At 59.6% G+C, this 13,995-nt stretch carries 13 protein-coding genes; 11 read left to right on the top strand and 2 right to left on the bottom strand.

Translation table 11 applies throughout. The annotated features are described in order from the left end of the window. Positions 1-18 precede the first annotated feature (18 nt). The 5 genes from rpsD (at position 19) to bfr (ending at position 4,393) form a co-directional block, all read left to right on the top strand. Complete coding sequence (gene rpsD / locus H0Z09_RS23995) at positions 19-639, top strand: 30S ribosomal protein S4 (protein WP_003176404.1); 621 nt, start codon at positions 19-21, stop codon at positions 637-639. A gap of 22 nt (positions 640-661) precedes the next feature. Then, positions 662-1,663, top strand: a complete 1,002-nt coding sequence (gene rpoA, locus H0Z09_RS23990; protein WP_003176403.1) for a DNA-directed RNA polymerase subunit alpha — start codon at positions 662-664, stop codon at positions 1,661-1,663. A 41-nt stretch (positions 1,664-1,704) separates the two neighbouring features. Further along, on the top strand, positions 1,705-2,091 hold the full coding sequence (gene rplQ, locus H0Z09_RS23985) for a 50S ribosomal protein L17 (RefSeq protein WP_007918448.1): 387 nt from the start codon (positions 1,705-1,707) through the stop codon (positions 2,089-2,091). 233 nt (positions 2,092-2,324) lie between these two features. Further along, on the top strand, positions 2,325-3,773 hold the full coding sequence (locus H0Z09_RS23980; RefSeq protein ID WP_186694043.1) for a catalase: 1,449 nt from the start codon (positions 2,325-2,327) through the stop codon (positions 3,771-3,773). Positions 3,774-3,928: 155 nt separating this feature from the next. Next, a complete protein-coding gene (bfr, locus tag H0Z09_RS23975; RefSeq protein WP_003176400.1) occupies positions 3,929-4,393 on the top strand; it encodes a bacterioferritin in 465 nt (154 codons plus the stop codon). A gap of 66 nt (positions 4,394-4,459) precedes the next feature. Here bfr and uvrA read toward each other — a convergent pair whose 3' ends face one another. Beyond that, positions 4,460-7,294 (bottom strand): excinuclease ABC subunit UvrA, encoded by a 2,835-nt coding sequence (gene uvrA, locus H0Z09_RS23970; protein ID WP_186694041.1) that lies wholly within the window; start codon positions 7,292-7,294, stop codon positions 4,460-4,462. Positions 7,295-7,472: 178 nt separating this feature from the next. On the opposite strand from uvrA, the gene H0Z09_RS23965 reads away from it, so the two are divergent. The 3 genes from H0Z09_RS23965 (at position 7,473) to tam (ending at position 10,329) form a co-directional block, all read left to right on the top strand. Beyond that, positions 7,473-8,867 (top strand): MFS transporter, encoded by a 1,395-nt coding sequence (locus H0Z09_RS23965; RefSeq protein WP_076952605.1) that lies wholly within the window; start codon positions 7,473-7,475, stop codon positions 8,865-8,867. 9 nt (positions 8,868-8,876) lie between these two features. Next, positions 8,877-9,404 (top strand): single-stranded DNA-binding protein, encoded by a 528-nt coding sequence (locus H0Z09_RS23960; protein WP_076952606.1) that lies wholly within the window; start codon positions 8,877-8,879, stop codon positions 9,402-9,404. Positions 9,405-9,567: 163 nt separating this feature from the next. After that, the gene (gene tam, locus H0Z09_RS23955; RefSeq protein ID WP_186694039.1) at positions 9,568-10,329 is read left to right on the top strand and encodes a trans-aconitate 2-methyltransferase; all 762 of its coding nucleotides are present in this window, start codon (positions 9,568-9,570) and stop codon (positions 10,327-10,329) included. 14 nt (positions 10,330-10,343) lie between these two features. Here the strand turns inward: tam and H0Z09_RS23950 are convergent, their stop codons facing one another. Further along, positions 10,344-10,907 carry a cysteine hydrolase family protein gene (locus tag H0Z09_RS23950; RefSeq protein WP_186694037.1) on the bottom strand — a complete coding sequence of 188 codons (564 nt, stop codon included), beginning with the start codon at positions 10,905-10,907 and terminating at the stop codon, positions 10,344-10,346. Positions 10,908-11,003: 96 nt separating this feature from the next. On the opposite strand from H0Z09_RS23950, the gene H0Z09_RS23945 reads away from it, so the two are divergent. The 3 genes from H0Z09_RS23945 (at position 11,004) to H0Z09_RS23935 (ending at position 13,989) form a co-directional block, all read left to right on the top strand. Next, complete coding sequence (locus H0Z09_RS23945; RefSeq protein ID WP_186694034.1) at positions 11,004-11,963, top strand: GlxA family transcriptional regulator; 960 nt, start codon at positions 11,004-11,006, stop codon at positions 11,961-11,963. A 171-nt stretch (positions 11,964-12,134) separates the two neighbouring features. Further along, on the top strand, positions 12,135-13,244 hold the full coding sequence (locus H0Z09_RS23940) for a DUF3182 family protein (RefSeq protein WP_186694032.1): 1,110 nt from the start codon (positions 12,135-12,137) through the stop codon (positions 13,242-13,244). Beyond that, positions 13,234-13,989 (top strand): alpha/beta fold hydrolase, encoded by a 756-nt coding sequence (locus H0Z09_RS23935; RefSeq protein ID WP_076952611.1) that lies wholly within the window; start codon positions 13,234-13,236, stop codon positions 13,987-13,989. The genes H0Z09_RS23940 and H0Z09_RS23935 overlap by 11 nt, the downstream gene beginning before the upstream one ends. Positions 13,990-13,995 lie beyond the last annotated feature (6 nt).

Here is a 13,995-nt window from a genome sequence, read left to right as displayed (position 1 = left end):
TCCAGGAGATTGTAAAGAATGGCTCGTTACATTGGTCCAAAATGCAAACTCGCTCGTCGCGAAGGCACCGATCTCTTCTTGAAGAGCGGCGTGCGCGCGATCGAATCGAAGTGCAACATCGAAGCAGCACCTGGTATCCACGGCCAACGCCGCGGTCGCCAGTCCGATTACGGCACCCAACTGCGTGAAAAGCAGAAGGTCCGTCGTATCTACGGCGTTCTCGAGCGTCAATTCAGCGGCTACTACAAAGAAGCTGCTGGCAAGAAAGGTGCAACCGGTGAAAACCTGCTGCAACTGCTCGAATGCCGTCTGGACAACGTTGTATACCGTATGGGCTTTGGTTCGACTCGTGCCGAATCCCGTCAGTTGGTATCGCACAAGTCGATCAGCGTTAACGGTCAGACCGTAAACGTTCCGTCCTACCAGGTTCGTGCTGGTGACGTGGTCGCAGTTCGCGAGAAAGCTAAAAACCAACTTCGCATTGTCCAAGCTCTCGATCTGTGTGCCCAACGTGGCCGCGTAGAATGGGTAGAAGTAGACACTGAGAAGAAGTCGGGCGTTTTCAAGAACGTTCCTGCTCGCAGTGATCTGTCCGCCGACATCAACGAAAGCCTGATTGTCGAGCTCTACTCCAAGTAAGGGCTAGAAAATAGGTGCATCCATGCAGATTTCGGTAAATGAGTTCCTGACACCCCGCCACATTGATGTGCAGGTTGTCAGTCCAACCCGCGCCAAGATCACTCTCGAGCCTCTCGAGCGTGGTTTTGGCCACACCCTGGGCAACGCGCTGCGCCGCATCCTGTTGTCCTCAATGCCCGGCTGTGCAGTAGTCGAGGCCGAGATTGACGGTGTGCTCCACGAGTACAGCGCCATCGAAGGTGTACAGGAAGACGTAATTGAAATCCTGTTGAACCTTAAAGGTCTGGCTATCAAGCTGCACGGCCGTGACGAAGTTACGCTGACCTTGTCGAAGAAGGGTTCGGGGGTGGTTACCGCTGCCGATATTCAGCTGGATCATGATGTCGAGATCGTTAACCCCGATCACGTAATCGCTAACCTGGCGTCTAACGGCGCCCTGAACATGAAGCTCACCGTAGCTCGTGGTCGTGGTTATGAACCGGCCGACTCGCGTCAGAGCGATGAAGACGAAAGCCGCAGCATTGGTCGCTTGCAGCTTGACTCTTCGTTCAGCCCGGTTCGCCGTATCGCATACGTGGTGGAAAACGCCCGTGTCGAGCAGCGTACTAACCTGGACAAGCTGGTTATTGATCTGGAAACCAACGGTACTCTGGATCCTGAAGAGGCTATCCGCCGCGCTGCAACCATTCTGCAACAGCAGTTGGCTGCGTTCGTCGACCTCAAAGGTGACAGCGAACCAGTGGTAATCGAGCAGGAAGACGAGATCGATCCGATCCTGCTTCGCCCGGTTGACGATCTGGAACTGACTGTACGTTCGGCTAACTGCCTTAAGGCGGAAAACATCTACTACATCGGTGACCTGATTCAGCGTACCGAAGTAGAGCTGTTGAAGACTCCGAACCTGGGCAAGAAATCCTTGACTGAAATCAAGGACGTTCTGGCCTCCCGCGGTCTGTCCCTCGGCATGCGCCTCGACAACTGGCCGCCTGCAAGTCTTAAGAAGGACGACAAGGCGACTGCCTGATCGTCGTAATCACCGAACGTGAGTTTGGTAAGGAATGAACCATGCGTCATCGTAAAAGTGGTCGTCACCTGAGCCGTACCAGCTCGCACCGCAAGGCCATGTTTCAAAACATGGCGGTGTCGCTGTTCGAGCACGAGCTGATCAAAACTACACTGCCGAAAGCTAAAGAACTGCGTCGCGTTGCTGAGCCGCTGATCACTTTGGCCAAGACAGACAGCCTGGCTAACCGCCGTCTGGCTTTCGACCGTACTCGTTCGAAAGCTATCGTTGGTAAGCTCTTCAACGACCTGGGCAAGCGTTACGCTACCCGTGAGGGTGGCTACCTGCGCATCCTCAAGTGCGGTTTCCGCACTGGCGACAACGCGCCTATGGCGTACGTCGAGTTGGTTGATCGTGCTACTGCCGGCGAAGCTGTAAGCGCCGAGTAAGACGAACAAGCTGTATCGAAAAACCGGGCCTAGCGCCCGGTTTTTTGTGCGCGTAATAAAGCGCGATTTGTACAAGCTTCCCTGGGTAGCGCTCGGCACTATGAGGGGCCTGTTGGTAGTTATTTTCTATTGATGCCGACAATTTAATAAATTTGTAGCCGTCATGCTGATGATCAATACTCCTCCCAAGCCGATTAGCCGGCAGTTCCAAGCCCGACCTAAGGAAATTGCGCATGAGCCAGAATAAAGTCCTTACCACCGCCAGCGGTGCACCCGTTGCGGATAACCAGAATTCCCGTTCTGCGGGCCCGCGCGGCCCATTGCTGCTCGATGACTTCCACCTGATCGAGAAGCTGGCGCACTTCAACCGCGAGAACATCCCCGAGCGTCGTGTGCACGCCAAGGGGTCGGGCGCTTACGGCACCTTCACCGTCACCCAAGACATCACTCGATACACCAGCGCCAAGCTGTTTGAAGCTGTTGGCAAGCAAACCCCGACCTTCCTGCGGTTTTCAACCGTCGGTGGCGAACGCGGTTCGGCCGACACCGAGCGTGATCCACGTGGCTTTGCGTTGAAGTTCTACACCGAAGAAGGCAATTGGGACATCGTGGGTAACAACACCCCAGTGTTCTTCATCCGCGACCCATTGAAATTCCCGGATTTCATCCACACCCAGAAACGCCTGCCGCAAAGCAACCTGAAAAGCGCGCAGATGATGTGGGACTTCTGGTCACATTCCCCTGAGGCGCTGCACCAGGTCACCATTCTGTTCTCGGACCGTGGCATTCCCGACGGCTATCGTCACATGCACGGCTTTGGTAGCCACACCTACAGCCTGATCAACGCCAGCGGCGAGCGTCATTGGGTCAAGTGGCACTACAAGACCCAGCAAGGCATCAAGAACCTGGCGCCGGCTGAAGCTGCACGCCTGGCCGGCACCGACCCTGATTACGCCCAGCGCGATCTGTTCGGCGCGATCGAGCGCGGTGATTTCCCGAAATGGCGCGTCTGCATCCAGATCATGAGCGAGGCCCAGGCGAACGCTCATTATGAGAACCCCTTCGACGTGACCAAAACCTGGTCGCAGAAAGAATTCCCGTTGATCGAGGTTGGTGAACTGGAGCTCAACCGCAATCCGCAGAACTACTTCGCTGAAGTTGAGCAGGCTGCTTTTGGCCCGAGCAACATGGTTCCTGGTGTTGGCCTGTCGCCGGACCGCATGCTGCAAGGTCGTGTATTCGCGTACGCCGATGCCCACCGCTACCGCGTCGGCACCAATCACCAGCAACTGCCGGTGAATGCCCCGCGTAATCAGGTGAACAGCTATCAGCGTGACGGTTCGATGGCATTCGGCAGCAACGGTGGTGCGGCGCCCAACTATGAGCCGAACAGCTACGCCGATGCGCCGAAGCAGGCACCTCAGTATGCAGAGCCGGCTTTGGCCTTGAGTGGTGCCGCAGACCGTTATGATCACCGTGAAGACACCGATTACTACAGCCACGCCGGTGCGCTGTTCCGCCTGATGAATGATGAGCAAAAAGCCTTGCTCACCAGCAACATCGCGGGCGCAATGGGGGGCGTTTCCAGTGATGTGGTTCAGCGTCAGTTGCAGCACTTCTACAAGGCAGATCCTGCTTATGGAGAAGCAATCGCAAAGGCACTGGGCGTATCGCTTAACTAACTCTAAACGATAAGCAGAACCGCCCTCATTTGGGCGGTTTTTGCGTTATTTCAGCTACTTTTCTACGAAAACCTTCACTTTTCTGCCGTTGGTCCCGTGACCTTCGAGTCAGCATGGTTCAAACTACAGCCTTTAAAGCAGGGAGATGTAGGGCGATGCAAGGTCACCCCGACGTAATCGATTACCTCAACACGTTGCTGACGGGCGAACTGGCTGCTCGTGACCAATATTTCATCCACTCGCGCATGTACGAAGACTGGGGCTTTACCGAGCTCTACGAACGTATCAACCACGAAATGGAAGAAGAGGCGCAGCACGCCGACGCACTGATGCGCCGTATCCTCATGCTTGAAGGCACGCCGCGTATGCGTCCGGATGACTTGGATGTGGGCACCACGGTACCTGACATGCTCGCTGCCGACCTGCGCCTCGAGTACAAGGTCCGTGCCGCGCTTTGCAAGGGCATCGAGCTCTGCGAGCAGCACAACGACTACGTCACGCGGGAAATCCTGCGAGTGCAGTTAAATGATACCGAAGAAGATCACACCTACTGGCTGGAAAAGCAGCTGGGCCTGATCAAGCTGATCGGCCTGGAGAATTACCTGCAATCGCAGTTCTGATTCCCGGCTACGAAAAAGCCCCTGTCACAGCAAAGTGACAGGGGCTTTTCATTGGGCCCGGAAAAGTCAGGCCCGGTCGCGCTCCAGCAGCGGCTTCAAGTAGTAACCGGTGTGTGACTGCGGCATTTCGGAAACCTGTTCCGGTGTGCCTACCGCGATGATCTGGCCACCCTTGGAACCGCCTTCCGGCCCCAGGTCCACCAGCCAGTCGGCGGTCTTGATCACATCCAGGTTGTGCTCGATGACCACCACGGTATTGCCGTGGTCACGCAGGCGGTGCAGCACGTCCAGCAGTTGCTGGATATCCGCGAAGTGCAGGCCGGTGGTCGGCTCATCGAGGATATACAAGGTCTTGCCGGTATCGCGCTTGGACAGCTCGCGGGACAGCTTCACCCGCTGCGCCTCACCACCGGACAGCGTGGTCGCCGACTGGCCCAGTTTGATATACGACAAGCCCACATCCATCAATGTCTGCAGCTTGCGCGCCAATGCTGGAACCGCGTCGAAGAACACCCGCGCTTCCTCGATGGTCATTTCCAAGGTTTCGTGAATATTCTTGCCCTTGTATTTGATCTCCAAGGTCTCGCGGTTATAGCGTTTGCTCTTGCACACATCGCACGGCACGTAGATATCCGGCAGAAAGTGCATCTCCACCTTGATCAAGCCATCGCCCTGGCACGCTTCGCAGCGCCCGCCCTTGACGTTGAACGAGAAACGGCCTGGCCCGTAACCCCGCGAACGGGATTCCGGAACACCCGCAAACAGCTCGCGAATGGGCGTGAACAACCCGGTGTAGGTCGCCGGGTTGGAACGCGGCGTACGGCCGATCGGGCTCTGGTCGATATCAACGACTTTATCGAGCAGTTCCAGGCCTTTGATGCTGTCGTGGGGCGCCGCTTCAAGGGTGGTCGCGCCGTTCAAGGCGGTGGCACTCAAGGGGAACAACGTGTTGTTGATCAGCGTCGATTTGCCCGAGCCAGAAACACCGGTCACACAGGTCAGCAGGCCCAGCGGAATCTCCAGGTCGACATTGCGCAAGTTGTTGCCACGCGCGCCCTTGAGGTGCAGCGCCATCTTCTTGTTACGCGGCGTGCGCTTGGCCGGCACTGCAATTTTCACGCGGCCCGACAGGTACTTGCCGGTCAGCGAATCCGGATGCGCCATGACTTCGGCAGGCGTGCCCTGGGCGACAATATGTCCGCCATGCACGCCCGCGCCCGGGCCGATGTCGACTACGTAATCCGCCAGGCGAATTGCGTCTTCATCGTGCTCGACCACGATCACCGTGTTGCCGATATCGCGCAGGTGTTTCAACGTACCCAGCAAGCGATCGTTGTCCCGTTGATGCAAGCCAATCGACGGTTCATCGAGGATATACAACACACCCACAAGGCCGGCACCGATCTGGCTAGCCAGGCGAATCCGCTGGGCCTCGCCGCCCGACAACGTGTCGGCACTGCGATCCAGCGACAGGTAATCCAGGCCGACGTTGACCAGGAACTGCAGTCGCTCGCGAATTTCCTTGAGAATTTTGTCGGCGATTTCGCCGCGGCGGCCGGTCAGCTTGAGTACACCAAAGTACTCACAGGCATCGCCGATCGGCAGGTTGGTGACCGCAGGCAGCGTCTTTTCGCCGACCCATACATGCCGCGCCTCGCGACGCAGGCGTGTACCGCGGCAATCCGGGCAAGGCTGGGTGCTGAGGAATTTCGCCAGCTCTTCACGCACGCTGGCCGATTCGGTCTCGCGATAGCGGCGCTCAAGGTTCGGCACGATGCCTTCGAACGGGTGGGAGCGCTTGACGATATCGCCACGGTCGTTCAGGTACTTGAAATCTACGTTCTGCGAACCGCTGCCGTTGAGGATGACCTTCTGCTGGTCCGCCGGCAACTGGTTGAACGGTAGTTCGAGGCTGAACTTATAGTGCGACGCCAACGACCCCAGCATCTGGAAGTAGTAGACGTTGCGCCTGTCCCAGCCACGAATCGCCCCCTCCGCCAGCGTCAGGTCGCCGTTGACCAGCCGCTTGATGTCGAAGAACTGCTTGACCCCGAGGCCGTCACAGGTCGGGCAGGCGCCGGCCGGGTTGTTGAAGGAAAACAGCTTGGGTTCCAGCTCGCTGATGGCGTGGCCGCAGATCGGGCAGGCAAAGCGCGCGGAGAAGATGATCTCTTCGCCCGGCTCGTCGTCCATCGGCGCCACCAGGGCGATGCCATCGGCCAGTTTCAGCGCGGTTTCGAACGATTCGGCCAGGCGCTGCTGCAGGTCGGCGCGTACCTTGAAGCGGTCGACCACCACATCAATCGAGTGCTTCTTCTGCTTGTCGAGCTTGGGGGCTTCGTCCAGCTCATAGAGCTTGCCGTTGATGCGCGCGCGCACAAAACCTTGGGCACGCAGCTCTTCGAAGACGGAAAGGTGTTCACCCTTGCGCTCACGAATCACCGGGGCCAGCAGCATCAGCTTGGCGCCTTCCGGCTGGGCCAGCACCAGGTCGACCATCTGGCTGACGGTCTGGGCTTCCAGGGGAATATCGTGGTCCGGGCAACGCGGAATACCCACGCGTGCATACAGCAGGCGCAGGTAGTCGTAGATTTCGGTAATGGTGCCCACGGTGGAGCGCGGGTTATGGGACGTCGACTTCTGCTCGATGGAGATTGCCGGCGACAGGCCTTCAATGGTGTCGACGTCGGGCTTTTCCATCATCGACAGGAACTGGCGGGCGTAGGCCGACAGGGATTCCACATAGCGACGCTGGCCTTCGGCATACAGCGTGTCGAACGCCAGGGACGATTTGCCGGACCCGGACAAGCCGGTGATGACGATCAGTTTGTCCCGGGGCAGGGTCAGGTCGATGTTCTTCAGGTTGTGGGTTCTAGCCCCACGAATCAGGATCTTGTCCAAGATGGCCTCGCACGGCGGGCTTAAATAATGCCGGAGTATACGGCTAAAGACTGGATGAATATACACTGTCAAAAGGCCGCTTGCAGCCTTGGATGAAAGCTGCGCGGCAAAGCGCCGCATATACCCTCTCAATCGATGGGACTGGTAGAATCGCCGCCGGTTCACACGAGGTTTTTCCATGCACGATCCCCACAGCGAACGCATGAGTAGCGGCGAGACCCGAGCGGCAAGCGGTCTGGCCCTGGTGTTTGCCTTCCGTATGCTTGGCATGTTCATGGTGTTGCCGGTGCTGGCGACCTATGGAATGGATCTCGCAGGCGCGACCCCCGCATTGATCGGCCTGGCGATTGGCGCCTATGGGCTGACCCAGGCGATTTTCCAGATTCCGTTCGGGATCATTTCCGACCGCATCGGCCGCCGTCCGGTGATTTACCTCGGATTGATCGTCTTCGCCCTGGGCAGCGTGCTCGCGGCTCAATCCGATTCCATCTGGGGCGTGATCGCCGGACGCATCCTGCAAGGCGCCGGTGCGATTTCCGCCGCGGTCATGGCGTTGCTCTCGGACCTGACCCGCGAACAGCATCGCACCAAGGCCATGGCCATGATTGGCATGACCATCGGTCTGTCGTTTGCCGTAGCCATGGTGGTCGGCCCCTTGCTGACCCGCGCGTTCGGCCTGCACGGGTTGTTCCTGGCAACCGGCGGCATGGCGTTGTTCGGCATCGTGATAGTGGCCTTCATGGTGCCGCGCTCCACCGGCACGCTGCAGCATCGCGAATCGGGTGTCGCGCGCCAGGCGCTCTTGCCGACGCTCAAGCACCCCGACCTGCTGCGCCTGGATTTAGGTATCTTCGTATTACATGCAATGCTGATGTGCAGCTTCGTCGCCTTGCCCCTGGCGCTGGTGGAAAAAGCCGGGCTGCCCAAGGAACAGCACTGGTGGGTGTACCTGACCGCGCTGCTGATTTCGTTCTTCGCCATGATCCCGTTCATCATCTATGGCGAGAAAAAACGCAAAATGAAACGAGTTTTGCTCGGCGCCGTCGCGACGCTGATGCTCACTGAGCTATTCTTCTGGCAGTTCGGCGACAGCCTGCGGGCACTGGTAACCGGCACGGTGGTGTTTTTCACCGCGTTCAACCTGCTGGAGGCTTCATTGCCTTCGCTGATCAGTAAAGTTTCACCGGCCGGTGGCAAGGGCACGGCAATGGGGGTGTATTCCACCAGCCAGTTCCTGGGTTCCGCACTGGGCGGCATCATGGGTGGCTGGATGTTCCAGCATGGCGGTTTGTCGGTTGTTTTCCTGGGATGCGCCGGGCTGGCTGCACTTTGGCTGGCCTTTGCTGTTACCATGCGCGAACCTCCCTATGTGACGAGTCTGCGCTTGCCGTTATCGCCCGACGCGATGCGCGAAGCTGGCCTGGCCGAGCGCCTGAAAACCGTTACCGGGGTTACCGATGCCGTGGTTGTCGCTGAAGAAGCCGCCATCTACATCAAACTAGACACCGAATTATTGGATCGCGCGACGCTCGAGCAACTGGTCAACCCAGTGCCGACAGCGCGCCCAGCTTAGGAGAACGTTATGGCCCGTGGGGTTAACAAAGTCATATTGGTCGGTACGTGCGGCCAGGATCCCGAAGTTCGCTACTTGCCTAACGGTAACGCCGTGACCAACCTGAGTCTGGCGACCAGCGAGCAATGGACCGACAAGCAGACCGGCCAGAAGGTCGAGAAGACCGAATGGCACCGTGTGTCGATGTTCGGCAAGGTTGCGGAGATCGCCGGTGAGTACCTGCGCAAAGGTTCGCAGGTGTACATCGAAGGCAAGCTGCAAACCCGTGAGTGGGAAAAAGACGGCATCAAGCGTTACACCACTGAAATCGTGGTCGACATGCAAGGCACCATGCAACTGCTCGGCGGCCGTCCACAGCAGGGCGACCAACAAGGCGCAGGCAATAACTACCAGCAGTCCGCACCGGCCCCACGCCAGCAGGCTCCACGTCCGCAGCAGTCAGCACCGCAACAGTCGCGCCAGGCGCCGCCTCCACAACAGGCTGCTCCACAACCGGCTCCGGATTTCGACAGCTTTGATGACGATATTCCGTTCTAGGTCCAGGACACAGAACGAACAGAACCCCCGCAGGCTCAGGCCTCGGGGGTTTTTTATTGCGGTCAAATTGAGTCGCAGCCGCGAGTGCTCCAGCGCTGGCAATTGTTCTCACGGCCCACACGTTTTAGGCTGTACCCAATCCTCAATAAACCGGAACGCCGCGATGACCTGGTCAGCCCAGCAATACACCCTGTTCGAACAGCAGCGCACCCGTCCTGTCCGTGACCTGGTCGCGGCCATTCCAAACACCGAGGTGCGTAACGCCGTTGACCTGGGTTGCGGCCCCGGCAATTCCACTGAGGTATTGGCCGAACGCTTCCCGCACGCCCACGTCACCGGCCTGGACAGCTCCGACGACATGCTGGCCGACGCGCGCAAACGCCTGCCGGCGCTCAGCTTCGAGCTGGCGGATATCGGTGCCTGGAAACCTGCGCAAACCTTCGATGTGATCCTGGCCAACGCGTCCCTGCAATGGCTGCCGGATCACGCCACGCTTTACCCGCACCTCGTCCATCAGTTGACGCCCGGCGGCACACTGGCGGTGCAGACGCCTGACAACCTCGATGAGCCCGCCCACCGCCTGGCCCGCGAAGTCGCGGCTGACGGGCCGTGGTCGTCCAAAATCGGCGCGGTCAAGCACAATGAGCGCCACACGGCGAGCTATTACTACGCGTTGCTGGCTGAACACTGCAGCACCGTCGATGTGTGGCGCACCACTTATCTGCACCCGCTGGCGGATCACGCCGCCGTGGTGGAATGGTTCAAGGCTTCGGCGCTGCGGCCCTTTCTGGCTCCGTTGAGTGAGGCTGAAAAGACCGCCTTCCTACGTGAATATCAAGCGCGTATTACCCAGGCTTATCCCGCCCTGGACGATGGCACCGTGTTGCTGCCCTTTCCGCGCTTGTTCATCATCGCTGCACGCTGATACTCGAGTGGCGGTCAAGCGGCTGCCGCTTGCGCCTTCAGGTATTCATCTGCCGACACCACGCTTGCGTAACCAAACGCCAGCGACGCCATGTAAGCCCCGTGCACCTGCGCCGCTGGAATCACCTGCCCATTAAATTCCTGATCGCGCGTCGCGCACGCGTCATGAATCACAGTCACTGTGTAGCCCAGGTCCGCCGCCGCTCGCACCACGGCATCAATGCACATATGGCTCATGCTGCCGACCACGACCAGTTCCGTGATGCTGCGTTGTTCCAGTACCGCACGCAGATTGGTCTCGCGAAACGCATTCACGAAATGTTTGAGCACCACCGGTTCATTGGCTTCGTTCAGCACTTTGGTGTGCAGGTGCGCGCCCTCGGAGCCCGGCGTGAAAAACGGCGCGTCCTCGGAAGTAAACTCGTGACGCACGTGAATCACCGCATCGCCCGCCTGGCGAAACGCTTGCAACACGTGCGCGGCCTTGTCTGCCGCGGCCTCCACACCGTCGAGTGGCCACTTGCCCTGGGGGAAGTAGTCGTTCTGGATATCGATTAGGATGAGCGCTTGCTTGGCCATGTGTGTTGCCTCGTGATGGGGTGATGGGCTCAGTATGTTAGCTGGCGCCTGACTCCGGGATTGGCTGCACCGACAATAACAGGGGGAAAACTGACAATGGTCGTTGTTGAGTTGGGCGTGTTGATTTACCAGGGCGCGCAATTGGCCGCCGTGCATGGTTTGACTGATTTGTTCGGCGTGGCTAACCGCATTGCCGCCGAGCATCAATCGGCGCAACTGCCGTTGCTGCGCGTCAGCCATTGGCAGGTGGATGCGACCGGCCAGCCGGTGCGCGTATTCAGCAGCCATCCCGGCCCGGCTCAACCGATGATGGCCGTTCTGGTGCCGCCGTCAATGGGTGAGTTCACCGAAGAGCAGGCACCCCCTGCGTTGCTGGAGTGGCTTCGCCAGCAACATGCGACAGGCACCGTGCTCGGCGGCGTGTGCATCGGTTCGATCATGCTGGCGCGCAGTGGATTGCTTGACGGGCGTAGCGCCACCACGCACTGGTCTTCCGCCGAATCCTTCGCCGCCCGTTACCCGGCCGTGCGCCTGGAGGCGGACAAGCCCATCGTCGATGACGGCGACCTGATCACCACCGCCGGCTTGATGGCCTGGTCCGAACTCGGCCTGCGCCTGGTCGACCGCCTGATGGGCCCAAGCCTCGCGGCCGACACTGCACGCTTCCTGGTAATCGAACACAGTGACAGCGCCAGCCAGTGCGGCAGCAATTTCGCGCCGATTCTCGGCCACGGTGACGCTGCCATCCTCAAGGTCCAGCACGGGTTGCAGGCGAGCGGCGCGGTGGATGTTTCCCTGGCGGCGATGGCGCAGGAAGCAGGCCTGGAAGAGCGCACCTTCCTGCGGCGGTTTCGCAATGCCACTGGCTTGAAACCCACCGAATATTGCCAACACCTGCGAGTGGGCAAAGCGCGGCAGATGCTGGAGTTTACCAATGGCACTATCGACCATATTGCCTGGACCGTGGGTTACCAGGACCCCAGCGCGTTTCGCACCCTCTTCAAGAGAATTACCGGCTTGGCGCCAAGTGACTATCGCAGCCGCTTTGGGGTTTGAATCGTGCAGAACGCCGCAACGTCAACGCGGCGTCGTGCAGAATAAAACAGGCCAACTGCCATCTCTTCTTCGTTAACCGGCGGATTTGTAAAACCCTCCGTGCTGAAGAAGTCTTGGCCTGATCCCTGCAACCTTCTTGCCTCACCACAGCGGGATGGCCAAGGAGGATGCATGACCCCGACTCAGCGCAAGAAGCTGGTAGTCGCTCACTCCACGCGAGTCGGCGCGCCAACGCATGAGATCGAAACCAACCGGGCCTTGGCGCGCTGGCTGGCGCAGATACTGGGGCTCGAATTCGGCGGCAGCTACGACCCCGATCTGCACGCGGGACGAGCGTTGTACCTGTTGCCCACGCAGACCCTGATTGGCTCGGATCAGGCGCAGGCGCTCAGTGTCCGAGGGCCGGAGGATCTGTGGGGCGGCTACGTCGACCACGACTTCATCTGCACCAAAGCCATCACTCATGGCGTGATCGGCCCGCAGGCCAAAGCGCCCGAGGGCTGGTCGGCATTGTTCTGCGAGCGTGTGCGAGACGTCGTACTGGATGGCTTGAGCGTTTTCGCCCTGGAGGACGCCCGACCCGCCGCCACACGCTTGCTCTACAGCGGGCCCGTGCGCATGAAGCCGGTGCACGCCTGCGCGGGCCGCGGCCAGGAAGTTATCCACAGCCTCGACGAGCTCGATGCCGTGCTGGCTCGGCCCGATGCCGCCACACTCTTCAACGAAGGCGTGGTGCTGGAACAAGACCTGAAGGATGTGGTCACTCACAGTGTCGGCCAGAGCTTTATCGGCGCTCATGTGTTCAGCTACTGCGGCGAGCAATACCTGACTGAAGACGGGCAGGGCGCTGAGGTCTACGGCGGTTCCAGCCTGTTGGTGGTGCCTGGCGGCTACGCTGATCTGTTGAAGCTCGAACTGCCCGACGACGTACGCGAAGCCATCGGACAAGCCCAGGTCTTCGACAGCGCCGCTGATGAAGCCTACCCCGGTTTCTATGCGTCGCGACGCAACTACGACATCGCCCAGGGCCTGGACAGCGAAGGCCAACGTCGCAGCGGCGTGCTCGAACAATCCTGGCGCATGGGCGGGGCCAGCAGCGCGGAAGTCGCGGCGCTGCAGAGCTTTGTCAACGACCCGGGCCTCAAAGCCATTCGGGTGTCTTCGGTGGAAACCTACCAGGACCAGGCGTTGCCGGCCGATGCCATCGAGGTGTACCGCGGCCCGGCGGAAAGCAGCGACTTTCTTCTCAAGTACGTGACGGTTGAATCTTATGACGGCTAGAAGCGAAAGCATTGCGATCGACATCGACGACGAACAGATGAGCGGCACATTCCTGAGCCCCAAATCGAAAGTGCCGGGCGTGTTGTTCGTGCATGGCTGGGGCGGCAGCCAGGAGCGCGACCTCGAGCGAGCCAAAGGCATCGCGGGGTTGGGCTGTGTGTGCCTGACCTTCGATCTGCGCGGCCACGCGGGCGCCGGTATTCCGTTATCCCGCGTCACCCGTGAAGACAACCTGCGCGACCTGCTGGCGGCCTACGACCGCTTGCTTGCGCACCCGGCCATCGACACGTCGGCGGTGGCGGTGGTGGGCACCAGTTACGGCGGCTACCTGGCGGCGATTCTCACCTCATTGCGCCCGGTGCGCTGGCTGGCGCTGCGCGTGCCTGCGCTGTACCGCGATGAAGAGTGGCTCAAGCCCAAGCGCGACCTGGACAAGATGGACCTGATGGATTACCGCAGCACCTTGGTGCATGCCGAAACCAATCGCGCCTTGCACGCGTGTTCGGCGTTTACCGGTGATGTGCTGATCGTGGAGTCGGAGACGGACGATCACGTGCCCCACGCCACCATCATGAGTTACCGCGCGGCTTGCCAGCAGACGCATTCGCTGACCCATCGCATCATTGACGGTGCCGACCATTCTCTCAGCGATCCGGTGTCCCAGCAGGCCTACACCTCGATCCTGGTGGATTGGATTACCGAGATGGTGGTGGGGGAGCGGTTGAGCATCATCCAATCTCGATAAGTTGGT

It is taken from the genome of Pseudomonas sp. SWRI18, from assembly GCF_014268345.1.
In the GTDB taxonomy this organism is placed as follows: Bacteria; Pseudomonadota; Gammaproteobacteria; order Pseudomonadales; family Pseudomonadaceae; genus Aquipseudomonas; species Aquipseudomonas cedrina.
This window is presented reverse-complemented; position numbering and strand designations above follow the sequence as displayed.